The sequence below is a fragment of the Capilliphycus salinus ALCB114379 genome (genome assembly GCF_047276495.1).
In the GTDB taxonomy this organism is placed as follows: Bacteria; Cyanobacteriota; Cyanobacteriia; order Cyanobacteriales; family Microcoleaceae; genus Capilliphycus; species Capilliphycus salinus.
On record NZ_CP178543.1, the window covers coordinates 5,568,468 to 5,592,249 of the forward strand.

Annotated in this window: 21 protein-coding genes; 13 read left to right on the forward strand and 8 right to left on the reverse strand. The window is 43.3% G+C overall.

Features of this window, described 5'->3' with window-relative positions:
- Nucleotides 1–71: 71 nt before the first annotated feature.
- Nucleotides 72–1,424 carry a pentapeptide repeat-containing protein gene (locus ACL6C3_RS22535; protein ID WP_413161316.1) on the reverse strand — a complete coding sequence of 451 codons (1,353 nt, stop codon included), beginning with the start codon at nt 1,422–1,424 and terminating at the stop codon, nt 72–74.
- 101 nt (nt 1,425–1,525) lie between these two features.
- Nucleotides 1,526–3,073, reverse strand: a complete 1,548-nt coding sequence (purH, locus tag ACL6C3_RS22540) for a bifunctional phosphoribosylaminoimidazolecarboxamide formyltransferase/IMP cyclohydrolase (protein WP_413161318.1) — start codon at nt 3,071–3,073, stop codon at nt 1,526–1,528.
- A gap of 145 nt (nt 3,074–3,218) precedes the next feature.
- Between purH and ACL6C3_RS22545 the strand changes: the two genes are divergently transcribed.
- Nucleotides 3,219–4,871, forward strand: a complete 1,653-nt coding sequence (locus ACL6C3_RS22545; protein ID WP_413161319.1) for a YcjF family protein — start codon at nt 3,219–3,221, stop codon at nt 4,869–4,871.
- Nucleotides 4,872–5,088: 217 nt separating this feature from the next.
- Entirely contained in the window at nt 5,089–5,817 is a 729-nt protein-coding gene (locus tag ACL6C3_RS22550; RefSeq protein WP_413161320.1) for a glycosyltransferase family 25 protein, read from the forward strand.
- Nucleotides 5,818–6,076: 259 nt separating this feature from the next.
- Here the strand turns inward: ACL6C3_RS22550 and ACL6C3_RS22555 are convergent, their stop codons facing one another.
- The gene (locus tag ACL6C3_RS22555; protein WP_413161322.1) at nt 6,077–7,495 is read right to left on the reverse strand and encodes an ABC transporter substrate-binding protein; all 1,419 of its coding nucleotides are present in this window, start codon (nt 7,493–7,495) and stop codon (nt 6,077–6,079) included.
- 6 nt (nt 7,496–7,501) lie between these two features.
- Here ACL6C3_RS22555 and ACL6C3_RS22560 point away from each other — a divergent pair, with 6 nt between their 5' ends.
- From ACL6C3_RS22560 to ACL6C3_RS22580, 5 genes are all read left to right on the forward strand, one after another.
- The gene (locus ACL6C3_RS22560) at nt 7,502–8,134 is read left to right on the forward strand and encodes an HAD-IB family phosphatase (RefSeq protein WP_413161324.1); all 633 of its coding nucleotides are present in this window, start codon (nt 7,502–7,504) and stop codon (nt 8,132–8,134) included.
- A 37-nt stretch (nt 8,135–8,171) separates the two neighbouring features.
- Complete coding sequence (locus ACL6C3_RS22565; protein ID WP_413161325.1) at nt 8,172–9,212, forward strand: patatin-like phospholipase family protein; 1,041 nt, start codon at nt 8,172–8,174, stop codon at nt 9,210–9,212.
- An 84-nt stretch (nt 9,213–9,296) separates the two neighbouring features.
- Nucleotides 9,297–10,139, forward strand: a complete 843-nt coding sequence (locus tag ACL6C3_RS22570) for an RnfABCDGE type electron transport complex subunit D (protein WP_413161326.1) — start codon at nt 9,297–9,299, stop codon at nt 10,137–10,139.
- Nucleotides 10,140–10,175: 36 nt separating this feature from the next.
- Nucleotides 10,176–11,492, forward strand: coding sequence for a DUF2330 domain-containing protein (locus ACL6C3_RS22575; protein WP_413161327.1), 1,317 nt, complete (start codon nt 10,176–10,178; stop codon nt 11,490–11,492).
- A 167-nt stretch (nt 11,493–11,659) separates the two neighbouring features.
- Nucleotides 11,660–13,543 carry an alpha/beta hydrolase gene (locus tag ACL6C3_RS22580; protein ID WP_413161328.1) on the forward strand — a complete coding sequence of 628 codons (1,884 nt, stop codon included), beginning with the start codon at nt 11,660–11,662 and terminating at the stop codon, nt 13,541–13,543.
- Nucleotides 13,544–13,964: 421 nt separating this feature from the next.
- Here ACL6C3_RS22580 and ispD read toward each other — a convergent pair whose 3' ends face one another.
- Entirely contained in the window at nt 13,965–14,654 is a 690-nt protein-coding gene (gene ispD, locus ACL6C3_RS22585; protein WP_413161330.1) for a 2-C-methyl-D-erythritol 4-phosphate cytidylyltransferase, read from the reverse strand.
- A 72-nt stretch (nt 14,655–14,726) separates the two neighbouring features.
- On the opposite strand from ispD, the gene ACL6C3_RS22590 reads away from it, so the two are divergent.
- Complete coding sequence (locus ACL6C3_RS22590; protein ID WP_413161331.1) at nt 14,727–15,689, forward strand: glycosyltransferase family 9 protein; 963 nt, start codon at nt 14,727–14,729, stop codon at nt 15,687–15,689.
- A gap of 96 nt (nt 15,690–15,785) precedes the next feature.
- Here ACL6C3_RS22590 and ACL6C3_RS22595 read toward each other — a convergent pair whose 3' ends face one another.
- Nucleotides 15,786–16,778 carry a ribose-phosphate pyrophosphokinase gene (locus ACL6C3_RS22595; RefSeq protein WP_413168394.1) on the reverse strand — a complete coding sequence of 331 codons (993 nt, stop codon included), beginning with the start codon at nt 16,776–16,778 and terminating at the stop codon, nt 15,786–15,788.
- A 327-nt stretch (nt 16,779–17,105) separates the two neighbouring features.
- Here ACL6C3_RS22595 and ACL6C3_RS22600 point away from each other — a divergent pair, with 327 nt between their 5' ends.
- Together ACL6C3_RS22600 and ACL6C3_RS22605 are read left to right on the forward strand one after the other, a co-directional pair.
- A complete protein-coding gene (locus tag ACL6C3_RS22600) occupies nt 17,106–17,564 on the forward strand; it encodes a GatB/YqeY domain-containing protein (protein ID WP_413161333.1) in 459 nt (152 codons plus the stop codon).
- Nucleotides 17,565–17,673: 109 nt separating this feature from the next.
- Nucleotides 17,674–18,249 (forward strand): hypothetical protein, encoded by a 576-nt coding sequence (locus ACL6C3_RS22605; protein ID WP_413161334.1) that lies wholly within the window; start codon nt 17,674–17,676, stop codon nt 18,247–18,249.
- A 1,142-nt stretch (nt 18,250–19,391) separates the two neighbouring features.
- On the opposite strand, the gene ACL6C3_RS22610 is transcribed toward ACL6C3_RS22605, so the two are convergent.
- A complete protein-coding gene (locus tag ACL6C3_RS22610) occupies nt 19,392–19,988 on the reverse strand; it encodes a DJ-1/PfpI family protein (RefSeq protein ID WP_413161336.1) in 597 nt (198 codons plus the stop codon).
- A gap of 76 nt (nt 19,989–20,064) precedes the next feature.
- Here ACL6C3_RS22610 and ACL6C3_RS22615 point away from each other — a divergent pair, with 76 nt between their 5' ends.
- Complete coding sequence (locus ACL6C3_RS22615) at nt 20,065–20,439, forward strand: hypothetical protein (RefSeq protein WP_413161338.1); 375 nt, start codon at nt 20,065–20,067, stop codon at nt 20,437–20,439.
- Nucleotides 20,440–20,568: 129 nt separating this feature from the next.
- Here the strand turns inward: ACL6C3_RS22615 and psaX are convergent, their stop codons facing one another.
- Together psaX and lipA are read right to left on the reverse strand one after the other, a co-directional pair.
- Complete coding sequence (psaX, locus tag ACL6C3_RS22620; protein ID WP_413161339.1) at nt 20,569–20,712, reverse strand: photosystem I protein PsaX; 144 nt, start codon at nt 20,710–20,712, stop codon at nt 20,569–20,571.
- A 79-nt stretch (nt 20,713–20,791) separates the two neighbouring features.
- Nucleotides 20,792–21,658 (reverse strand): lipoyl synthase, encoded by an 867-nt coding sequence (lipA, locus tag ACL6C3_RS22625; protein WP_413168395.1) that lies wholly within the window; start codon nt 21,656–21,658, stop codon nt 20,792–20,794.
- 244 nt (nt 21,659–21,902) lie between these two features.
- Between lipA and ACL6C3_RS22630 the strand changes: the two genes are divergently transcribed.
- Nucleotides 21,903–22,472 (forward strand): response regulator, encoded by a 570-nt coding sequence (locus ACL6C3_RS22630; RefSeq protein WP_413161340.1) that lies wholly within the window; start codon nt 21,903–21,905, stop codon nt 22,470–22,472.
- A gap of 100 nt (nt 22,473–22,572) precedes the next feature.
- Entirely contained in the window at nt 22,573–23,610 is a 1,038-nt protein-coding gene (locus tag ACL6C3_RS22635) for a bifunctional heptose 7-phosphate kinase/heptose 1-phosphate adenyltransferase (RefSeq protein WP_413161342.1), read from the forward strand.
- Nucleotides 23,611–23,782: the final 172 nt, after the last annotated feature.

Below are 23,782 nucleotides of genomic sequence, written 5' to 3' on the forward strand. Positions count from 1 at the left end.
TATAGCACATTTTAAAGATCACAAGAGGTTTCAACTTGATGGGTTATGCTCACGCTAACCCATCCTACTTTTTAATTAGCTTCTCTTAAATTAGCTCTCGTTAAATTAGTTCTTGTTAAATCAGCACCCGTTAGATTAGCATCTATTAGATTAGCATCCGTTAAATTAGCATACGTTAGATTAGCATCCGTTAGATTAGCACCCGTTAGATTAGCATCCGTTAGATTAGCATCCGTTAGATTAGCATCCGTTAAATCAGCACCCGTTAAATTAGCACCCGTTAGATTAGCATACGTTAGATTAGCATACGTTAGATTAGCATACGTTAAATTAACTTTGCTGAAATTAAGGTTATTAAGCTGACGATTTTGTAAATCAATACCACTAAGATCTAATCCGGGTTTTAGTATAATTGCTCCTAACTCCGCAGGATCAACTATCTTCTTAGAAAAGTATTGACAATAATTACTATTGAGAAAAGCGCCCTCCAAACTCACTCCAGTGAAGTCACAGGGAAAAGAATCACTACTAAATGATGCACCTTGAAGATTAGCGTTGCGAAAAGTTGAGTGACTGAGATTACATCCATCAAAATACGCATCATAAAAATAGGCATTCGTGAAATTAACTTGGCGCAAATCAACTAGGGGCTGACCGTTCCTATTTGGCTTTTCCCACTGAACCTCACTACCAAAACGAGCGTTACTAAAATTAGCTCCTGTAAAACAGCAATTTATCCAAAAAATAACTGAGCACAAACTTGTATCGCTCAAGTTTGCTTCACGTAAATCACAATCAAAAAAATTAACACCGCTTAAATAGGCATGACTGAGATTAGCTCTTTGAAAGTCTACCCCTTCAAAATTTAACTCTAACGTCGCATGGCTAAGATTTGCTCCTTGTAAACAAACATTTTTAAGGTCTCTTATCTTGCTATAGCTGAGGTCGGCTCCTTCTAACAATACATTTTCTAGACATCCTATATCGCTATGGCTGAGATTTGCTCCTTCTAATAATACATTTTCTAGACTTATTATCCTGCTGTAGCTGAGATCAACACCTGTGAGATCAACATCTTCAATATCTATAAAATCTCCCCTCTCAAACTCGGCATGGCTGAGATTTGCACCTTGTAAATAAACATTATACAGATTTGTTATTTTGCTGTAGCTAAGATCGGCTCCTTGTAAATAAACATCATACAGATTTGTTATTTTGCTGTAGCTAAGATCGGCTCCTTCTAAATAAACAATATTCAGATTTGCTATATTGCTATGGCTGAGATTTGCTCCTTCTAACAGCACATTTTTTAGATCTGTTATATTGCTATAGCTGAGATCAACACCTGTAAGATCAACATCTTCGAGATCCTTAAATGTTCGTTGTCCCGCTTGATAAGCATCTATTACGTCTTGTCGGTTCATCGTTGTACTACATCATGTATTCCGACTATAGCACATTTTCAAGATCACAAGAGGTTTCAACTTGATGGGTTATGCTCACGCTAACCCATCCTGCTTTTTAATTAGTGTAAGAAATGACGCATTCCCGTTAATACCATGACCAACCCTAACTCATTGGCGGCTTTAATAGAATCTTCATCCCTCATACTTCCCCCCGGTTGAACAATAGCGGTAATTCCGGCGTCTGCTGCGGTTCTCACTGAGTCATCAAAAGGGAAAAATCCATCGCTGGCTAAATATCCCCCTTTGGCGTTTTCTCCGGCTTGTTCTAAGGCAATTTTAACAGAACCAACCCGGTTCATTTGTCCGGCACCAACCCCTAAAGTTGTCCGGTTTTTGGTAACAACAATGGCGTTAGATTTAACGTGTTTAACCACCTTCCAGGCTAACAATAATTCTGCCAATTGTTCGGGGGTGGGTTGTTTTTCTGTTACCACTTTCCAGTCTTGGGGATTTTCCACCGCATCGTCGGAAGTTTGCACCAAAAATCCCCCCGCAATTACTTTAACGGTTTCCGATGGCCCCTGCATTAAATCGGGTAAAATTAACACTCTCAGTTTGGATTTTTTCTGAAGAATTTCTTCGGCTTCGGGCGTACAACCGGGGGCGACAATACATTCTAAAAAGGTTGTGGTTAATGCGGTGGCGGTATCGGCATCAATAGCACGATTTAACGCCACAATTCCCCCAAAAGCGGAAACAGAATCGGCTGCAAAGGCTTTATTATATGCTTCAGAAAGACTATTTCCCATCGCAACGCCGCAGGGGTTTGTATGTTTTAAAACCGCTGCTGCGGGTTCGTCTGGAAACTCAGAAATAATCCGCCTAGCGGCTTCTAAATCCACTAAATTATTGTAACTTAACGGTTTTCCTTGTAATATTTTTCCGCCAGCCCAACCTGTTGCAACAGTTCCCGTTTGATACCAGGTTGCGGGTTGGTGGGGATTTTCTCCATAACGTAATGCTTGTAATTCGGTACCGCTTAAGCTATAAAGTGCGGGGAGAGGTGTATCTTTCGGGGTTTCTTGTTGTTGTAAATAGGCGGAAATTGCTTGGTCGTAAGTGGCGGTATGACGAAAGGCTTTTAACGCACAATTTTGACGGAATTCTAAAGAGATATCGCCTTGATTTTGACGGAATTGTTCTAAATATTGGGGATATTGTTCGGGATTACATAATACCGTTAAATGGGCGTAATTTTTTGCCGATGCCCTCAACAAAGTCGGGCCGCCAATATCAATATTTTCAATCGCTTCTGCTAAGGTTACGCCTTCTTTGGCGACGGTTTGTTCAAAGGGATAAAGATTGACAACAACTAAATCAATGGGTCGAATTTCGTGGGTTTCTAACTGTTGTAAATCTTCGGGAATATCCCGACGGGCTAAAATTCCCCCGTGAATGCGGGGATGCAAGGTTTTAACCCGTCCGCCCAAAATTTCGGGAAATCCCGTATAATCCGAGACTTTGGTAACTGGTAAACCGGCTTCTTGCAACGCTTTCGCCGTCCCCCCGCTACTGATTAAATCAAATTCAAACTCTTTAACTAATATTTGGGCAAATTCAATCAATCCCGTTTTATCGGATGTACTCAACAGCGCCAAACGTGCCATGATGCAATCTCCAAACTCGCAGACAACTTCACTATTTTGCCATTGATTCGGCCCGATACCTCATCTATTTCCCAAGTTAGATTCAAACCCCGCTAACATAGGAAATAATTTGAGTTAACTTGCTGCGGTTTTCGCGCCTTCTGTTATGCCTGTATCTCGCTTTTTGCTTCTAATTTTCGGCTTCTGTCTGATTTTGGGGTTGATGATTTGGCTGGTGACTTCCATTTCTGGATTGTACGGTCAAATCGCCTGGTCCGCTCACCCCATCTTGGCAAATTTACTTTTGCTGTTGATTATTGTGATGTTGGGGCTGTTAATTTTTGCCTTCTTTTATTATACCGGATTATTCAAAAAAAATCGCAAATCTCGCAAAAAACGCGCCTCAAAGTTGCGGGTTCCGGTTGATAAAACTGAAGCGGCAGAAGAATCTTTAAAAAGTATTCGCCAACAAGTTCATCACATTCAAGATGAAGTCGCCCGTCAAGCGATTATTAATCGTTCTGAAGAAATCGAAGAATTTCTATCTCGGGGTAATATTAAAGTTGTGATTTTTGGGACGGGTTCTGCGGGAAAAACGTCTGTGGTTAATGCGTTGATGGGGCGGATGGTGGGAAAGGTAAATGCGCCGATGGGAACGACGGAAGTTGGCGAAACTTATCGCTTACAATTGCAGGGGTTAGAACGGGAGATTTTGATTACCGATACGCCGGGAATTTTAGAAGCAGGAATGGCGGGTTCTGAGCGGGGAAAATTGGCGCGAAGTTTGGCAACCGAAGCAGATTTATTGTTGTTTGTGGTCGATAACGATTTGCGACAATCGGAATATCAACCTCTCTATAGTTTAGCAGAAATTGGTAAGCGATCGCTGTTAATTTTTAATAAAACTGATTTGTATACCGAAGACGATCAAAATATTATTCTTTCTCGTTTGGAAGGACGGGTACAAAGGTTTATTTCACCGGAAGATATTGTTGCTGTTGCTGCCAATCCCCAAGGGGTTATTTTGGATACGGGAGAACGGTTTAAACCCGAACCGGATATCATGCCGTTAATTCGTCGGATGGCGAAGATTTTGCGCGAAGAAGGGGAAGATTTAATTGCTGATAATATTTTACTTCAATCCCAACGTTTGGGTGAAGAAGCGCGAAGTTTGTTGGATACTCAACGCCGTCGCCAAGCGAATAAAGTGGTCGAACGGTTTCAATGGATAGGCGCCGGAGTAATTGCGGTAACGCCTTTACCCGTAGTTGATTTGTTAGCAACTGCTGCGGTTAATGCTCAAATGGTCGTTGAAATTGGGAAGATTTATGGCTGCGAATTAAATTTAGAAAGGGGCCGGGAATTAGCGTTATCTTTGGCGAAAACCTTGGCGAGTTTGGGAGTAGTTCAAGGGGCGACTCAGTTGGTGGCAACTGCCCTACAATTTCATTTTGGAACGATAGTAATAGGAAAGGGTATTCAAGCGGTAACTGCGGCTTATTTAACGCGCATTGCGGGAAGAAGTTTTATTGAGTATTTCCGCCAAGATCAAGACTGGGGTGATGGGGGAATGGCGGAAGTGGTACAACGACAGTTTAAACTCACTCGAAAGGAAGAATTTGTGAAAAGTTTTATTCAAGATGCCATTGCGAGAGTGATCGAACCCTTGAATTTGAATCAATCTGAAGATGAGGAAGAAGAAGATTATGACGAAGAACCTCAACCGGAATTTAAACCCCCCGTTAACATCCAAAAACGGGCTGTTAATCCCTTTGAAAATGATTGGCAGGATCGCGATTACAGACGGGATGATTGGTAAAAATTTTGTTGGTTTTGAGGGGGGAGACTGTTTAGAGATTTGACATCAATTTCAGTCTAAAGTGATAGAATAACTCTGCGTATGGATAGGAAATTAGCTTAATTTATTGTCCTTCTGGGTGAGGTTAAAGACCCGCTTTTCTCGTTAAGATAGACCCAAAGAATGGCTGCCGGTTGTTACCCGGTCAGCTATTTTCTGTTGATACAGGGTCTGACTTATGAAACTTATAGACTATTTTGAACGGGCTTATGTCATCAATCTACCCGAAAGAACAGATCGACGTCAGTTGATTACTCAAGAATTAGAAAAAGCCGAGATTCCCCTAACTCCTAATCAAGTCGAAATTTTCCCCGCAATTCGTCCAGATGATGCTGGAGAATTTCCGAGTATTGGTGCAAAAGGCTGTTTTTTAAGTCATTTATCTACTCTCAAAAAAGCCAAACAGGAGGGCGTTAAAAATCTGTTGGTTATGGAAGATGACCTGACCCTTTCCCCCCAGTTTAACACTCATCAGGAAACGTTCATTAATCAGTTGTCTCAAAAAAATTGGGGATTTATTTATTTCGGTCATCAATTAAATCTGAATTCAAGTGATGAGGTGCAATTACTTCCTCATGTTACTCCAGTTGTAACGGCTCATTTTTATGCTGTAAACGGACACATTTTTGAGTCTTTAATTCAGTTTTTAGAAACGCTATTACAACGACCGGGGGGACATCGTGAAGGCGGACCAATGCACGTAGATGGGGCATTTTCCACCTTTCGAGAAAAAAATTCAACTGTTCAAACTTGGGTTGCTTCTCCGAGTTTAGGAGGACAACGAAGTTCCCGCAGCGATATTACCCCGAACAAATTTGACGGTTTTCCTGTTCTTCGTCCCTTCATAGACATAGCAAGAAATACCAAAAATAAGTTAGCAAAAATGGAATTATTTTCTGGAACTTGATTTTACAATTGAGAGGGAACTTACTCAACTAAAAAAGCTGCGGTTAATCCCTTTGAAAAAACGGGAATGATGGGGATTATAAATGAGAGGATTGGTAAATGAAAACGGAGACATCACAAACCGTTAGTAAACTGTAGGGGTGCAAGGCTTGCACCCTTCTGTTTGGGGTTCAGCAAATCAGAAAATTTGTGATATAATTACGGTTAAAAATATAGTTTACCAAGCCTATAAAAAAACGGCATTTACAAGAAAATAAAAGTTAATTTTTTTTATTCAAAATCTCAATATTAATCGGAACAAAATCATAACCTGTTCCCGATGTTGAAGAATTAACCGGTTGAATTTGAATTAAAATAGCACTCCCATTGCGATCACCTGACGGTAAAAACTGCACCTCTCCAGAAGCGCCTTCTACAGAAAATCCCCAACTCGATAAAACCGCTTGTAATCCCGTTCTTGTGGTAGACTCTTTTAAGCCTTCTGCGATCGCTAACGTCGCATCATAAGCCATCGCAGTTCGCCAATTAACTTGTCCCCCCCAAAGTTCTAAAGCTTGATTGACAAACTCACTTTTTATATTATAATTAGGATGCCAAGCCACCGCCAAAACCATCCCCTCAACCGCTTCTTTTCCCTGTTCTAAAGTCTGAAAAGTATAAAGAGTAGAACTTCCTAATAAAGCCAATTTTCCCCGATTCGCCCTCGCCAGATCCATCGCCAAACTTAAGCGATCTACGGAAGGAATTAATAACAACGCTTGCGCCCCCATTTTCACCGATTCCGAGAGAATAATTTCCGGATTAAAATTGGGATCGGAAAAATCACAATCAACCGCTAAAATTCTCCCACCCGTGCTAGAAAAAGCGAGGGTAAATTCTTGTTTCAAAGATAAACTATAAGCCGCTTTCGAGTCAATACAAATCACAATTTTTTGCAGATTGGCAACTTTTAACGCATAGCGTCTTAACAAGTCCGTTTGAAACCACAAACCGGGAATAGTACGAAAAATAAAATGACCCACAGTCGATAATTCTTTGGCATCACTGGTGGGCGAAATCATCACCAATTCTTGGGCTTGATACACCGAACTCGCCGCCAAAGACGCATCGCTGCTATTATGTCCAACAACAGCTAAAATACTCCCATCTTTAACAAAAGTTTGGGCGATTTTTTCGGCCCATTTTGGATTATTATTATCGTTGGCGATCGCCACTTGTAAAAAAGCCCCATTAATCCCCCCTTTTGTGTTAACTTTTTCTTGGGCTTGAGCGACGCCCCGTAACATTTCTTGGGCGACATTGAGATTTCCCCCGATGGGAACACTCACCGCAATTTTTAGAGGGGTTTTTGTGGCGGCTTTCGCATTATTCCAATAAATTCGTGTTTCGGGATCGTTCGGTTGACTCTGGAGAGAGGTTTGAAAGTGGACAATTGCTGCGGCGAAGTCACCTTGAGAAAACGCTTGAACTCCCGTTTGTTTACTCGGGTTAGTTTGTGGACTCAAAATTTTTTCGCCCAGACTAATGCGATGGTGGGTGTTATCCCTCAAAAATTTTTTGAAGAATTCGTAACCCAACCATGATAAAACGAGAAACAGCAAAATAGAAGCAATTACAGGAGGAATTTTTCGCGTAAACACTCGACTGAATGCGATCGGTTCAATAGCAGTATAGATCAAACCACTATGAAACCTATTATTTTCTGTGATTTTGACGGCACAATTACCGCAGAAGAAACGTTTGTAGCGATGCTTAAACAGTTTACCCCGCAAATGTCGGCGGAAATTATGCCAAAATTGTACAATCGGGAGTTAACCCTGCGTCAAGGGGTGCGACAGATGTTAGAGTCGATTCCTTCAGCACGATATCAGGAGGTGATTGAATTTTCTCAGCCCAAGCAAATCCGCCCCGGATTGGTCGAATTGATTGATTTTCTCGATACTCAAGGGGTTCCTTTTGTTGTGGTTTCCGGGGGAATTCGGATTATGGTTGAAACCGTATTAGGAGATTTAGTTAATCGTGTCGCGGCGATTTATGCGGTTGATATTGATACTCAGGGCGAGTATTGGCGGGTACATTCTGAGTTTGAAGGCGGCACCGAATTAGTGGCAAAAGTTAACGTGATGAACTTGTATGAAAGTGATGAAAAAATTGCCATTGGTGATTCGGTAACTGACTTAAATATGGCTTTGAGTGCGCCGCTTGTTTTTGCTCGCGATCGCCTGGCTCAATACCTGGATCAACAGCAAAAACCTTATCTATTTTGGAATGATTTTTTTGACGTTCGTGATGATTTGGCTCGGCGGTGGAGTTGCTAATTTTTTGTTCTTTTATCCCAGTGGAGGCTGAAACTCTATGGCGAGATTTACTCGAATTTTATCTCTAGATGGTGGCGGAGTTCGGGGGTTAATTCCGGCTAAAATTTTAATTTATGTCGAACAAAAGTTACAGGAAAAAACCGGAAATCCTCGGGCGAGACTTGCCGAATATTTTGATTTGATTGCCGGGACGAGTGCCGGGGGAATTTTAACCAGTTTGTACTTATGTCCCGACCCCAACACCCCCGAGAAACCCTTGTTCTCAGCCGAAGAAGTTTTTCAGTTTTATTATGAAAAGTCCGACCAAATTTTTGCCAAAACTTTTTTACACTCTTTGCTGAATTTTGGAGGATTTTTAAATGAAAAGTATTCTCACCACAGTTTGGAAAGACTCCTGAAAACTTTCTTTGGGGATTTAAGATTGAGCCAACTTTTAAAACCCTGTTTGATTACGGCTTATGACATTGAGCGCCGCCAAACTCATTTCTTTACCCAACATGATGCTGTAGTTAATTCTCAATGTGATTTCTTGGTTCGAGAAGTGATTCGATCCACAACTGCGGCGCCAACTTTCTTTGAAGTTGCTCAAATCAAATCCCTCAAAAATGAAGTTTATAGTTTCGTAGATGGGGGAGTTTTTGCGAATAATCCCGCTCTTTGTGCCTATGCAGAAGCCCGTCATGTGTTCAATCGCTACTTTAATTTAGATGAACGTTATGAAAGTGGCCCCACTGCCAAAGAAATGGTCATTCTTTCCTTAGGAACTGGCGATGTTAAACGAAACTATCCCTACAATAGAGCTAGAAATTGGGGTCAAATTGAATGGTTAATTCCGTTGTTTGATATTATTATGACGGGAGTATCAGAAACCGTAGATTATCAGATGAAGCAAATTTTTGATGCCATAGAAAAGCACGATCAATATTTGCGGATCAGTCCGATTTTGAAAAATCAACAGCTATTTCCCATTGATAATACGACCGAAGTAAATTTGCGGGGTATTGTTAAATTGGGTCAGGAACAAACCGAAAAATATCAAAATCGTCTCGATAACTTGATCGATTTATTATTGATGTAATTCACCAAATTCTGAAAAGTTCAGGAACAATTAAAAGCCTGACAACAGTCAAAGATTACTAGACAGCACACCGCCGGATCGACAATGTTTAAAGATGCTCGTAATGCTCAAATTTTATTTCTTTCCCTGTTTCTCAGTTTGGGTGTCTTTACCCGAGACTGGACGGTTAAACCCGAGTTAATCATAGCGGTTATTTGTACTTGTTTGTTAACCCAGGGCTTGATGATTGGGTTACAACAATTAAATTCTCAATCGATTTCAATTGGGGATTTTAATCAACCCAGTTTATCTTCATGGAAAAGCGCTTTAATTACCGCTTTGGGATTGTGCTTATTACTGCGATCTAATAGCGTTACAACAATGGTACTCGCCGGCGTTTTTGCGATCGCCAGTAAGTTCATTTTTCATCATCGGGGGAAACATTTCTTCAACCCCGCTAACTTTGGAATTATCGCCGCTTTAACCCTCACCTCCGATGCTTGGGTTTCACCGGGACAATGGGGAACCGAAAGCTGGTATTTTCTATTATTCTTAGGACTGGGTGGACTCATCTTAAAAAAAGTCGGACGTTGGGAAACTTCCGCCACCTTTTTAGCCTCCTACGCCGGACTAGAAGCCCTTCGTTATCTGTATTTAGGATGGAGTTTTGATGTCTACACCCATCAATTAATGAGCGGGAGTTTGCTCTTATTTGCCCTCTTTATGTTAACCGATCCTCGCTCCATTCCTAACGCTTCTACCAGCCGGATCGTTTGGGCGATCACTATTGCCGTTTTCACCTTTATTTTACAGCATCTATTCTTTGTATCAACTGCCCTCTTTTGGGCGTTATTTCTCCTCTCTCCCCTAACCCTTGTTTTCGATAAAATTTGGTCAGCCCCTCGGTTTATTTGGCTAAATTCTCGCTCAACTCGGGTTTCTATCTAACCTCAAGTTCTCAATCTTCCTTTTGACTTTTTGATTATGAAAAAGATTCCCCAAATTTTAACTTTATTTCTGTTAATTGTAGCCGTTTTTGCTTTATTTTCTCCCTCGGCTTGGGCATTTTGTGGATTTTATGTTGCCAAAGCAGACGCCCGTTTATACAACCAAGCTTCACAAGTCATTATCGCTAGAGACGGAAATCGCACCGTTTTAACAATGGCGAATGACTACAAAGGAGAGGTCGAAGATTTTGCCTTAGTTGTTCCGGTTCCTGTTGTTTTAACTGAGGAGCAAGTGCGGGTCGCCGAACCGAAAATCATCGAACGAATTGATGCGTTTAGTGCGCCTCGATTGGTTGAATATTTTGATGATAATCCTTGTATGTTTTATCCCGGAGGAGGAACCAGAGGAGGCGGAGATGTCTTTCTACAATCGGCGCCCGAAGCAATCGCCAGAAGCGATAAAACCTTGGGCGTAACGGTTGAATCTCGCTTTACCGTCGGAGAATATGATATTATTATTTTGAGTGCAAAAGAATCCGATGGATTAGAAACTTGGCTGGTTCAAAATGGCTACAAAATTCCCTCGGGCGCGAGTCAACTTTTACAACCTTATATTCGCCAAAATTTAAAGTTTTTTGTTGCCAAAGTCAATTTAACCGAATTCGATAAAGGGGGTTTTCAATCCTTGCGTCCGTTGATGATGGCCTATGAATCGCCCAAATTTATGTTACCGATTCGCTTGGGAATGATGAACGCAACGGGAGAACAAGATTTAATTGTTTATTTGCTTTCTCCCCAAGGTCAAACCGAAATTACCAATTATCGCACGGTGAAAATTCCCTCTAATGTTGATATTCCCGAGTTTATTCAAAATAAATTTGCTGAATTTTACCAAGCGATGTTTAAAACCGCCTACGAACGGGAACAAAAAAGGGTTGCTTTTTTAGAATATGCTTGGGATATGCAAGGCTGCGATCCCTGTGCGGCTGACCCATTAACCCCCGAAGAATTGAAACAAGCGGGCGTATTTTGGCTGAACCCCGGACAACCGACAAATGTATTTATTAGTCGGGTTCACGTGCGCTATACTCGCGAAACTTTCCCCGAAGATTTGCAGTTTCAAGAAACCGGAAACCGACAGTTATTTCAAGGGCGTTATGTGATTAATCATCCCTACAAAGGCGAAATCACTTGTGATATCGCTGAAGCTTATAAAGAATCTGTTCAAGAGCGACAACAACAAGAAATCGAAAATTTAGCCCGTTTAACCAATTGGAATATTAACGACATTCGCCGTCAAGCCAATTTACCCCCCGTTGAGGAGGAACCCTGGTGGCGACGGTTATGGAATTGAAGTCTGAAGATGGTTGTCCTGGGTTTAACAAAACTTGAGAACTCTAAATCTTTTTTATCAAAATTATTTTGAATTAAGCCAGATTCACAGAGTTCTCCTGAATAGAGGCTTGACTTGCTGCTATAACTAGAGTGAATCTCTGTGAATAATACCCTCTTAAAAAGACTATGGAAATTGAGCGTACTTATGAAAGTTTGCCCTTTTACTGGGAGAGAGAAACCCTTAAAAACGATCGCCGTTGGTTAGAGTCCATTGTTCGCAATGCGGCGCCGTTTTCTGACTGGTGGACAAAAGCTCGCATTGTTCAGCTTGCTTATATTCAACCCCCAAACGTTCCATCTCAAACCATTTATGGTTTACCCACCTACGGCGCTTATCAGCAAGAACAGGCGATCGCCGAGGCTTTGCGTTCAACTTGCGATCTCAATGAATATCGGGAATTTGCCAAACAAGTCAATGAAGATTATGTGATTCGCACGCTCAACAGTTGGCACAATAAACAGTTTACGCAAGCCATCAGTCGCAACTTTGAAGTTTTTGTTAACCGAGAATATTCTAACATATTTTTGCTGGTTAGTACAGCCCCAACTTCATTAAATGTGGATCGAAAATTACCCTCAATGGATAAATATCGTCCTCTATTTAATATTGCCGAAATGGGGATAATTCTGCGATCGCAAAATTTCAAACGCATCACCCTAAGAACGCACGGTTACTCAACACCCGCCGAAGACTTCTATAAAGCTTTTGACGGCGAAGCCGAAGCCTTGTGTTTAAAAGGGCCGATCAACTCCATCGGAACCTTAGAAGATCAAAGTGCTTATATTGGCTACAATTGGCCGGGAGAACAGCCTTTTGTCGCCCCCGGACTTTGGAGAGATGCCCGATACAATGGGGAGATTTTTTTAAAGTTTTTATTAACAATGGCGTTGTTGGCTTGGCTGGCGGGAACGGTGCTTTATTTTTTATCAGCTTTAGCGATTGTTCCCCTCTTACAAATTTTAGGATTAGACCCCATTTTAGATCCGATTTGGGCTTGGTTCAATTTCTCAAAAATCGGGTCATTAATAGTTCAATGGCAAATTGTAGCTTTTGTGGTCTTTGTCTTGTGGCTGTTATTAATGCAAATTTTGCGGTTAGTCGTGTATCAACGCGATCGCTATCGAGCCATTCATTACGGCGCACCGGACTTGGGCGAATTCTTTTGGCGCTTAGATAAAGTCTTGGGCGAAAATCCTTATATTAGTATGCCTTTTGACCCGAATACTCAACCCAATATTCCCGTTTATCGGTCTTTAAAAGTCAATTTAATTGGTCACAGTATGGGGGCGTTAGTCTTAGTCAATGTCTTGAGAATTTTATCGGATAAATTTGGCAAAGACGAACGAATCGAAGAAGAAAAAACGCAGATGGGAGAATATCTAATCCTGAATAAACTGATTCTCTCCGGCCCGGATATTCCCCTAGAATTATTGCGAGAAGGACGAAATAACTACGTGCGCTCTGCCATTCAACGCTGTCAAGAAATCTACTTATTTTCCAGCGACCGAGATATCGTTCTCCGCTATCTATCTTTAGTCGGAAATTGGTTTAGCGAACCCAGTTTAGAAATGTCTGGGTTGCGGCTCGGAAATGTTTATCTAAACCCCGTTAACTCCCCCGAAAATTCGAGGGAATATCGTCCTTATATTCGAGTATTGCTCAATTCTCTACCCGCTGTCGAACCCACTTCAGCCTATGACTTATTTGAAAAATTTAATTATCTCGATTGTTCTCGGATGATAGAAGTCAATACCGTTGATTTGAAGTTAAATCCCTGGAATGGTTTGATTATTGATGCGATCAATACCGTCGCCCATTTTCGGGAAAAAATTGATGTTCATAGCGGTTATTATCGAGTTCAAACCCCTAGTTTTGATCTGTTGAAATTTTTAATTACCCGAGAAGACTTTTCTCGCACTGAAACCATTGATGAAATTAACCGTTTAATTGCAAATACACCCATCCGTTTCTTACCTTCTCAGCCGTTTATGAGTCGGGGAACTCGTTAACAGTCACCAGTCACCATATGCGGGAACGTCCGTTGCTCCGATACGGAAACCGCCAAGTCCGCACTGCCTCACCAGTCACCAGTCACCAGTGTTGTAGGGGCGGGTTCTAAATTATTTTATGTTTTCCCACTCTCAACCTACATGAACCCGCCCGTTAGTAGAGATTAAAAAACCCGGTTTCTGATGAGTTACCGGGTTTTTGGTTTCTACACAACTTTGGGGCGGGTTTCACAGTCACTCCGATACCAGTGTTGTAGGGGCGGGTTCTAAATTATTTTATGTTTTCCTACTCTCAACCTACATGAACCCGCCCGTTAGTGTTATGGGATCGGGGCGGGTTTAGATCAGTTATTGCTGGGAAAACATAGATTGATTCGGAGGCGCGCCCCTACCAACGTGATACGTGACACCGCACTTTGAATCAGTTGTGAAGCTGTCTTTCTCTTAAAATAAACTCGGCAACGCGCAAATCAACAGGAGTAGTAACTTTAAGATTAGTTTCCTCGCCTTCGACAATTCTCACCGGTAAACCGCACTTTTCAAACAGCGCCGCATCATCCGTCACCGCCCAACCTTGAGACAGTCCGGTATCGTGACACTGTTTGAGCAATTTCACCTCAAAACCTTGGGGAGTTTGGGCGGCCCAAAGTTTTTGTCTATCGGGGGTATCTTGAATTAAACCATCCGAATCGACAACTTTAATCGTATCTTTGACAGGAACCCCTGCAATCAAACCGGGACAAGTTTGTAAAACCTCCGCACAGCGATTAAATAACTCCGGAGTCGCCAAACAGCGGGCGCCATCGTGAATTAACACCCGTTCACTCTCAACCGGTAAAGCCCGTAAGCCGTTGTAAACGGACTCCTGACGGGTTGAACCGCCTTGAATGAACTTTATGGGGGTTTTCAGGTTGAGTTGGGCGAGAATGGCTTCAAAATCGGGGAAATCAATCGGTTGACCGATAATACCAATCCATGTAATCGCCGTTGCAGCTTCTGCCGCTTGAAGCGTCCAGGCCAATAACGGTTGATCGAGTAACGTCAGAAGCAGTTTATTGCGCGAAGATCCCATGCGTCGCCCTACACCGGCGGCGGGAATTAATAAATCCATGTTGAGATTTTGAGTGGGTAAGATAGTATTCCATTAGAATTAAGCTGTTCAAGTAGATTAACTCGTATAGAGATGAGAATACTAGCCCTTGTCCCTGGCGGGATTGGCGATCAAGTTTTGTTCTTTCCAACTTTAGACGATCTCAAACAAGCTTACCCCCAAGCCCAGATTTCTGTCGTGGTTGAACCCAGGGCTAAAGGTGCTTATCGGGTGTGTAAGTCGGTTTCTGAAGTTCTCAGCTATGATTTTAAAGACCGCAACAGTTTGGCGGACTGGGGAAATTTTCTCGGGGTTGTCCGAGAACGGGAGTTTGATATCGTTTTATCTTTGGGACAGCGCTGGACTGTGGGGTTGTTGCTGTGGCTGACGGGTATTCCCAAACGGGTGGGTTATGCTGGCAGTGGGGGGGCGACCTTTCTCACCGATGCGGTTCCCCTAAAAACCGAACAGTATGCCGCCGAAATGTATCACGATTTGCTGCAAGGATTGGGTTTAAACCTTCCGTTTAAGGGTTTGGCGATTAATGTTCCCAAATCGGATATTAGTTGGGCTGAGACGACTCAGCAGCAGCTTGGGGTGAAAGACACCGGCTATATCTTGATTCACGGGGGATCGAGTTTGCTGGCTCAACAAAAGGGGATCGATAAGATTTATCCGGTTGAGAAATGGGAGATGATTATTCAAGATATGCAGCAACAACAGCCAAATTTACCGGTGGTTGTGGTGAAAGGGCCGGAAGATGAGGCTTGGGTCGATCAACTCACCCAGTCTTGTCGGGATGTGAAGGTGACAACGCCCGGAGATATTGGTAAACTGGCGGCAATGATTGCAGCGGCGAATTTGATGGTTTGTACCGATAGTGCGCCGATGCACTTGGCGGTTGCGGTGGGAACTTATACCATTGCGCTGTTTGGACCGACCGATCCCGAGAAGTTATTGCCCAAAAGCGATCGCGTCATGGCGGTCAAATCTCGGACGGGTAAAATTGCCGATCTCTCACCGGAAGATGTTCTCAAAAAAGTTTGGGGAGGTTGATTGTTTGTTGTAATGTCTCAATGTTGAAGAGAGGGAACAGGAAAGCCCAATCTGATCTCAACAGAATTGCTTTCCTTGTCCCTACTCCCGTTGGCGTTAGCGGAACATACTGCTAACAGAAGTATCTTCGTGAATGCGCCAAATCGTTTCTCCGAGCAAGTTGGCTACAGATAGCACGGTCAACTGCTCGAATTGCTTTTCTGGCGGAACTGGGATCGTGTTGGTCACAATCACTTCTTCAAACAGTCCTTCGGATAACCGTTTGGTTGCCGGGGGAGAGAAAACTGCATGAGTCGCACAAGCATACACTTCTCTGGCTCCTTTTTCCCGCAGCAGTCTGGCTCCTTCTGTAATTGTGCCGGCCGTATCAATCATATCATCAACCAACACGGCGGTTTTTCCTTCGACATCCCCAATCACGTTTAAGACTTCGGCGACATTGTGAGACTGGCGGCGTTTATCGATAATTGCCAGTGGTGCATCATCTAACTTCTTCGCAAACGCTCTGGCTCTAGCTACGCCCCCCACATCGGGAGAAACAACCACTAGATCCGGTAAGTTTTTGCTCGCCAGGTAGTCGAGTAATACCGGGGAACCATAAACATGGTCAAAGGGAATGTCAAAATAGCCTTGAATTTGCGCCGAATGTAAATCCATTGCTAACACTCGGCTAGCACCGGCTTGGGTAATCAGGTTCGCCACCAATTTGGCGGTGATTGATTCTCGACCTGCGGTTTTGCGATCGGCTCGGGCATAACCATAATAGGGGATAACTGCCGTCACTTGTCTAGCCGATGCCCGCCGACAAGCGTCGATCATAATCAACAGTTCCATTAAGTGGTCGTTGACCGGATGGCAGCAGGGTTGGATGAGGTACACATCACAACCGCGAATGGATTCTTGAATCTGCACATACAATTCACCATCCGCAAATTGTTTGCGAATCATTGGGCCTAAGTCGAGTCCCAGATAACGACTCACTTCGGTCGCCAGGGAGATATTTGACGATCCCGAAAATAACCGCAGTCTATTATGATCGGGAACCAATGGCTCACGATGGGGAACAGGTAAAGTAGCAGAACGGATCACGGTATGGCCTCGCAGTTCATTCATGGAAATCTTACCACTGTTATGGGGGAGCAATTCAGGATTGGTCGGACGCGGACCCATCACACTTAGGCATGATTGGGCAATGTTCGTTTACTAACTTAACAATCACAACTAAGCGCGTTAATCTATCAAAAGACGGTCTCTCTTTTATTGTTAAAAACTCTGCGCCAAATTAAAATAGGGAAAATACGGATTTTGATCGGACTCGTTAATACTTCGGACTCGATCAAACCGATTTCAGAAAACTTTAATCCTCACCCCCTAGACCCTGATTTACAAGGATATTTTTGTTCAAGGATCAACCCCATGAGTTTAAAGGATCAAATCAGCGAAGAAATTAAAGCCGCCATGAAAGCTAAGGATAAAGTCCGGCTGGAGGCGGTTCGCAGCATTAAAAAGGTTCTCATTGAAAAAGAAAGTGAGGTCAAAGGCAAGGGTCAAGATGCTCTGACACCCGAACAGGAACTTGAGGTGTTGATGCAGCAAGCTAAACAACGCCGAGATTCCATCGCACAATATCAGCAAGCTGGACGGGAAGATTTGGCTGAAACAGAAAAGGCTGAATTGGCCGTTATTGAAGAATTCCTTCCCCAGCAACTTTCTGATTCTGAGGTGGCTGCTATCGTTGATGAAATTATCGCTGAAGTTAATGCCACTTCCCCTAAAGATATGGGGAAAGTTATGGGGCCTGCGATGGAACGGCTCAAAGGTCAAGCCGATGGCAAAAAAGTTCAAGAATTGGTCAAGGCGAAGTTAAATCAGTAGGGATTTATTCCGAGTTCAAATTTGCGCCGACTTCTGCGTATTTTCTCGGAAAACGAAAATTCAGATAAGTTTAACTTTCGTCCTTTGCCCGATTGAATCAACAATACAAATGTACAAACTCCTGTTGGTTGACTGTATGGGAACTTTAACGACAACCCGTTCCGGTCAACCTTTTCCCCAACATCCTCAAGATTTACAACCTCGAACCGGTGTTACCGATGCGATCGCTCATTTCTATCGCACCGGATGGAAAATAATCGCTCTCGCCAATGATCTGCAAATAAATCATCCCGAGACTCCTAAATCTTTAGAAACCGTCAAACAGGAAAAAATCTACACTTTGCGTCTGTTTCCGGCGATCGCCAAGGTTTATTTTAGTGATTGGACGGGGGAATTTTGTTGGTGTGTGGAACTGGATTTTTCGGTTCAAAACAAAGTTCAAGTGATTCAAACTGAATATCAACGTTCTGATTTTGTCAATCTCAGCCGCCCGGATCGGGATCAATTTGATTCTTTCCGCAAACCGGGGGCGGGTATGTTCCGCTTGGCTTTGTTGGAACTTCCCGACTATCCCGAGGAGGTTTGGGCGATTGGTAATTTTGCTATCGATCAACAAGCGGCGATCGCTGCCCATGTGAATTTTTGTCCGACCGCCACCTGGCTGCAACGATACCCAGAATTTTAATATCCAGAATTTTAATATCCCGAATTTTAGCAGTATTCTTTCACTATGCGTTCCCCCCGCCTCAAAAATAAAATCAAGTTATCGGTAAATTTATTTATATTCAAAAATTTCTATAAATGGCTCGATTTTACAAAACTTAATGCGAAAATAATTCTCAACAAGCAACGAGCTTGCGTTGTTTCAGCCGTTGTGGTATTCTGAATTCAAATAAAAATCCAGGCTTACTCTGCCTACAAGAGGTTTTAACGCTTCAAACCCTAATGATATCGTTGATTACCCCGTTAACAACATCCAAATTCACCCCAGACGATGCACAAATTTTTAGGGGTCTGAATTGAGTGGTGTTGACAGAAAAGCGAAAATGTGTATTGGAAGAAATAGCGATCGCCATTCTTCAGAGAGATTAACGAACATCGATAAGTTGAAATTAAATTTAACCGAGCTTAAGTTCAGAACTTTCTATCAATTAGCCATTTTTACAAAACTTAACGCGAAAATTATTCTCAATAAGCAACGTGCTTGCGTTGTTTCAGCCCTTGTGGTATTCTAGATCTTAAAGATAATGCAGGAATGGTCTGACCTATAAGGTATTTTTACGCCTGATAACGCCTGAAACCCCGATTCATTCGTTGCTTGACCCCGCCATTCCGCCAAAATTTCCCCCCTTCCCTTCACCTGCGATGAACGAGTTTTCACGAGCCTTTTTGACCCCCACTTGACAGAATTCCCAAAATGTGAATAGCTTTATTTTTCCGAGAGACAGCTTTTAGATGGTATCAGCGAATTAGAATTATCAATTATGAATTCTAATATCATATCCGACGAATCAATAATCCCAAAGGTAGGGGCGGGTTGATTACAGTTTACAGTTTACAGTTATCAGTTATCACTGAACAACTGGTAACAGAAAAACTGGTAACAGAAAACTGGTAACAGTTCACTGTTTAAACTGCCCCATCCCATAACACAATTAATCAACCGGACATGATATCAGTTTATTCGGGCAGTACAAAGAGTTTTGATAACAACATCTTTGAGTTATTCCTCTGCTCATCCCACACCTATTCTACATTCATAATTTATGGGAATTCCCTTTCATAATTCATAATTGTAGATTCACAATTGCGTCAAAACGTCTAGAATTACAGGGGATGCGTCCAGTGATATTCCATATACTGAGATGTTTTCAGAGCAATTTCTTGACCCAACAATTTTGCCACAACATAGAGCGACAAATCAATTCCGGCAGAAATTCCCCCTGCCGTCATAATTTTGTCTTGATCGACATAGCGTTGATTTTCTACAACCTCTGTTTTGGGTGCAATTTCTCGCAGTAAATCAAACGCCTGATAATGAGTTGTCGCACTTAAACCGTCGAGCAAACCGACTTTGGCTAAAATTAAAGCGCCCGTACAAACGGACAGAACCAACTCGGCATCTTGAGAACAGGTTTTCACCCAATTTAAAATGTTTGAGTTCTTGATTGCTTCTCGACTGCCAATTCCACCGGGAACGATTAAAATATGAGGAGAGGGGCAATCTGTAAGCGCATATTCGGGATTAACACTCAACCCATTTTTTGCCCGAATGGTTTCTTTCGTTTCCGCAACGGTGTACACCCGAAACGGTTGTTCATCTTTATTCAATTCTGAGGTAACAGAAAACACTTCAAACGGGCCTGCAAAGTCGAGAACTTCGACATCGTTAAACAGCAAAATACCAACATTTCTTTGAGTCATAGTCTTTACCTTTTCCTAAACGATTCAATCTCTTTAAATCTGAATTCATTTTTGTTGTAATTCCTCAGCCGAAACAATGATGAAAAACCTTTTTAAATCTCCAACGGTTCTGCGCTTGAGTCTTGCCGTTTTATCTGCTATAATTATCTGGCAAATATTTTCACCGGCTCAAGCTTCGACCAACTCTCAACTTGAATTTCGGATTCGACGGTTGGAGGCTCAAATTTCTCAATTGAGAGGGGAAATTAGCAGTTTAAGATTTCAATCTTCCCCGCCCATTAACCCCGTAGAAATTGCCCCCGGCGAAAACATTCCGCCCGATCCGCGATCGCATTTAATGTCTGGCGATCCGATGTTTGATCGGTTGGCAACGCTGGTGATTGAACTCAAGCAAGATTTTCAACAACTACAAGAACGTGTTGATCAAATCGAATCGGATACCCAAACCTAAAGGTCGGGGTGTGTCTGCTTTTAGATTTTCAACAGTTAAAGTGCTGCTCTAGAATTGTGATTGAACAAACTCAATTAAAAATTGGGAGCAGCACAAATTTATTAAATCAAAAATTAACAGCGTTTAAAACTATTCGATGATATGGAAGTAGTAGGCAGCTACCAACAAGTTGATCGCCAGGAGCAGGATAGCCCAAAACGTGCGAAAAGGATAAGGAGCTTGTGACTCGTGATTTCTCATTGCGCCGTCATTTTTCATAAATTCAAACCTCATTGCAAATGCGTTGATTTTATTAAAGCATAGATAAGATCATTTTCAGACAAATGGGGATCAATTTCCTTCTGTAGTCTGATCAGTCTCTTTCTCCAGCATGATAAGAACTGCGAACAAGCGGCCCCGATCGCACGTGAGAAAAACCCATTTCTTTAGCGATCGCTCCCAAGCGTTCAAACTCGGCCGGAGTCCAATATTTCTGCACCGGTAAATGGGCCAAAGATGGGCGCATATATTGACCCAGAGTGACGCGATCGCAATCTATCTTTCTGAGATCTTGAAGCGTTTCAATAATCTCCGCTTCCGTTTCTCCATGTCCTAACATTAATCCCGATTTCGTGGGAAGAGTTGGAGCGAGTTTTTTAACAATTCTCAACACATCGAGGGAGCGATCGTACTTTGCCCCCCGTCTCACCGTTCCTTGTAGACGTCGAACGGTTTCGACATTGTGGTTATAACAAGCGGGTTTGGCGGCTACGACCGTAGCAATGCGTTGATATTGTAATTCGCTCGGATCGCCGCCCCCCTGTCCGCCCCAAAAATCGGCGGTAAGCACTTCAATATCCGTTTGGGGGTTATTCTCACGAATCGCCTCCATCGTGGCGACAAACCAACCGGCGCCGCCATCGGTTAAATCATCTCGGGCCACCGAAGTCAACACCACGTAACGCAAGCCCAAAAGCCGCACCGCCTCGGCCACCTTTTGAGGTTCATCCGGGTCCAAAGGCATGGGAGCGTGACCTTTATCAACTTGACAAAACGCACAGGAACGGGTGCAAACAGGCCCCATCAGCAGGAACGTAGCCGTACCTTGAGCATAACATTCTCCCCGGTTGGGGCAACGTCCTTCCTCGCAGATGGTGTGAATGTTACGCTGTTTGATAATCTGCTGAACTTGAGACAGTTCGGTCACTTTTGGGATCGGACGGCGCAACCACTCCGGCATGGCGGCAACCATAGATCGCAAAGAAGCGGATGGAGACTCGGGTGTAGATGGAGAGTGAGTAGGAGTTGACATCTAGAAACTAAAAATTAGTATCATCAAAGGATTGATCTCGGGCTAAATTCTGCCGAGAGGTTTCGCTCAAGTGTAAGCTATTGTATGTGAAGAACTCGGGTTGAGTTCGAAGCGATGAGTCACAATAGACTCATAATGGTCAATTTAACTCATCACTAGGGAGTCGTCAGTCGTGGCAGGTCGAAAAATCCTGGTTATCGATGATAGCAAAGTTATTCGAGTGCGAGTTCAAGAAATGCTCCCGCCCGGTAACTTTGATGTATTAGAAGCCAAAGATGGTAAAGAAGGACTCGAATTGGTTCGTCAGGAACATCCTAACTTAATTATGTTAGATTTCCTGTTACCCAAGTTGAGCGGTTGGGAAGTGTTTCAGCAGATCCAAGCTCATAATGATTTGCGGAAAATTCCTTTGGTGTTAATGTCGGGTCGTAAAGAGGAGGTAACAGAAAAAATACCCGAACCGTTTGAGTATTTTGAGTTTATCGAAAAGCCTTTTGAAAAGAAACAACTGGTCGAAGCGATCAAGTCTGCTTTTATCAAAGCCAATAAGCCGCGAGAACCTCTAGCAACCGCCACCCCAACGGCCGCCCCCGCTGCGGATCTAGAAAAAACTTCGTCAGAGGCGGCGAAAATTAAGGCGTTAGAACAGCGAATGGCAAAAATGCAAGCGGAAATGAACGCCTTGAAAAAACAGGTTGCTCAACTCAAAGCCTTTGTGATCAAACTGAAAAAGTCACCTTAAGATCTCGACGGGAACTGCTAAAATGCAACATTGCTGATCGCACTGCTTTGAGCTTGTAGATTGATCGCGATCGCTAATAATTCATTCCCTGATTCAGTTTATGACTCTAGATGACTCTTTTCTGGCTCAACTGACTGCGACAGCCGACTCCTTAACGCAACGCTTAGATGACTTTTCTCAAGCTAGAGTCTTGGTGGTGGGAGATTTAACCCTCGATGAATACCTCACGGGTCAGGTAGAACGACTCTCCCGCGAGGCGCCGGTGTTAATTCTCCGACATGAAGCCACCCGTCAAATTCCCGGTGGGGGCGCCAATGCGGTGTACAATTTGGCGAAACTGGGGGCAAGGGTGAAAGTGGCGGGTTTTGTGGGGAAGGACGAACAGGGTTTGGCTTTGCGGCGCATTTTTGAGTCTTCGGGTATTGATACTGAGGGGATGTTGCTCGATGCGGATCGCCCGACGGTGACGAAAACTCGCATTTCCGGTCATGCGCGTCAGTCCGTGACTCAACAAATTGTGAGGATTGATCGCAAGTCCGATCTGCTGCCCGAGTTGGAGTTACAGTTAGAGTTGGCTGATTATATTCGCAACTCCTTAGATACGGTGGATGCGGTGGTGTGTTCGGACTATGGCGATGGGGTTTTTACGCCGGCAACGCTTGAAGCGGCTTTGTCTCATTCGTTGACGGTGGTGGATACGCAAAAGGATTTACATCGGTTTGCGGGGGCGAGTCTGTTTACCCCCAACCTCCCGGAAGCGGAACTGGCTGTTGGATATTCTATTACTGACGATCACACTTTAGCCCGGGCAGGAGAAGACCTTCTAAAATTAACTGGGGCGGCTCATATTTTGATTACACGGGGCGAAGATGGGATGAGTCTGTTTTCTGCCGATCCGGATGTTTCTCCTGCCAGAGTCTCGCATATTCCCGCTTTTAATCGTACAGATGTTTTTGATGTTACTGGCGCTGGGGATACCGTTGTTGCAGCGTTAACGTTGGGCTTGTGTGCGGGGGCTTCGCTTTGGGAAGCGGCTATTTTGGGGAATTTGGCGGCGAGTTTGGTGGTGCGTCAGTTTGGAACCGCTACAACTACCCCTGAAGAAATGAAGGAAACTTTGCGATCGCTACTGAGTTAGGGGTTTTCAGTCACCAGTCACCAGTCACCAGTCACCAGTGTTTTTCAGTTGTCAGTAAACAGTTTCTCCCCACCTCCCCACCTCCAGTCCTCCTGACCTCACGACTCTCGACTCCGGGGCGGGTTTAGATCGGTTATCTGTGGGTAAGATACATTATTACAGAACCCGCCCC

Excerpts from the sequence above, each read along its gene's own strand:
- ACL6C3_RS22535 (WP_413161316.1), bottom strand. The coding sequence starts at position 1,424 with ATGAACCGACAAGACGTAATAGATGCTTATCAAGCGGGACAACGAACA.
- purH (WP_413161318.1), bottom strand. The coding sequence starts at position 3,073 with ATGGCACGTTTGGCGCTGTTGAGTACATCCGATAAAACGGGATTGATT.
- ACL6C3_RS22545 (WP_413161319.1), top strand. The coding sequence starts at position 3,219 with ATGCCTGTATCTCGCTTTTTGCTTCTAATTTTCGGCTTCTGTCTGATT.
- ACL6C3_RS22550 (WP_413161320.1), top strand. The coding sequence starts at position 5,089 with ATGAAACTTATAGACTATTTTGAACGGGCTTATGTCATCAATCTACCC.
- ACL6C3_RS22560 (WP_413161324.1), top strand. The coding sequence starts at position 7,502 with ATGAAACCTATTATTTTCTGTGATTTTGACGGCACAATTACCGCAGAA.
- ACL6C3_RS22565 (WP_413161325.1), top strand. The coding sequence starts at position 8,172 with ATGGCGAGATTTACTCGAATTTTATCTCTAGATGGTGGCGGAGTTCGG.
- ACL6C3_RS22570 (WP_413161326.1), top strand. The coding sequence starts at position 9,297 with ATGTTTAAAGATGCTCGTAATGCTCAAATTTTATTTCTTTCCCTGTTT.
- ACL6C3_RS22575 (WP_413161327.1), top strand. The coding sequence starts at position 10,176 with ATGAAAAAGATTCCCCAAATTTTAACTTTATTTCTGTTAATTGTAGCC.
- ACL6C3_RS22580 (WP_413161328.1), top strand. The coding sequence starts at position 11,660 with ATGGAAATTGAGCGTACTTATGAAAGTTTGCCCTTTTACTGGGAGAGA.
- ispD (WP_413161330.1), bottom strand. The coding sequence starts at position 14,654 with ATGGATTTATTAATTCCCGCCGCCGGTGTAGGGCGACGCATGGGATCT.
- ACL6C3_RS22590 (WP_413161331.1), top strand. The coding sequence starts at position 14,727 with ATGAGAATACTAGCCCTTGTCCCTGGCGGGATTGGCGATCAAGTTTTG.
- ACL6C3_RS22600 (WP_413161333.1), top strand. The coding sequence starts at position 17,106 with ATGAGTTTAAAGGATCAAATCAGCGAAGAAATTAAAGCCGCCATGAAA.
- ACL6C3_RS22605 (WP_413161334.1), top strand. The coding sequence starts at position 17,674 with ATGTACAAACTCCTGTTGGTTGACTGTATGGGAACTTTAACGACAACC.
- ACL6C3_RS22610 (WP_413161336.1), bottom strand. The coding sequence starts at position 19,988 with ATGACTCAAAGAAATGTTGGTATTTTGCTGTTTAACGATGTCGAAGTT.
- ACL6C3_RS22615 (WP_413161338.1), top strand. The coding sequence starts at position 20,065 with ATGATGAAAAACCTTTTTAAATCTCCAACGGTTCTGCGCTTGAGTCTT.
- psaX (WP_413161339.1), bottom strand. The coding sequence starts at position 20,712 with ATGAGGTTTGAATTTATGAAAAATGACGGCGCAATGAGAAATCACGAG.
- lipA (WP_413168395.1), bottom strand. The coding sequence starts at position 21,658 with ATGCCGGAGTGGTTGCGCCGTCCGATCCCAAAAGTGACCGAACTGTCT.
- ACL6C3_RS22635 (WP_413161342.1), top strand. The coding sequence starts at position 22,573 with ATGACTCTAGATGACTCTTTTCTGGCTCAACTGACTGCGACAGCCGAC.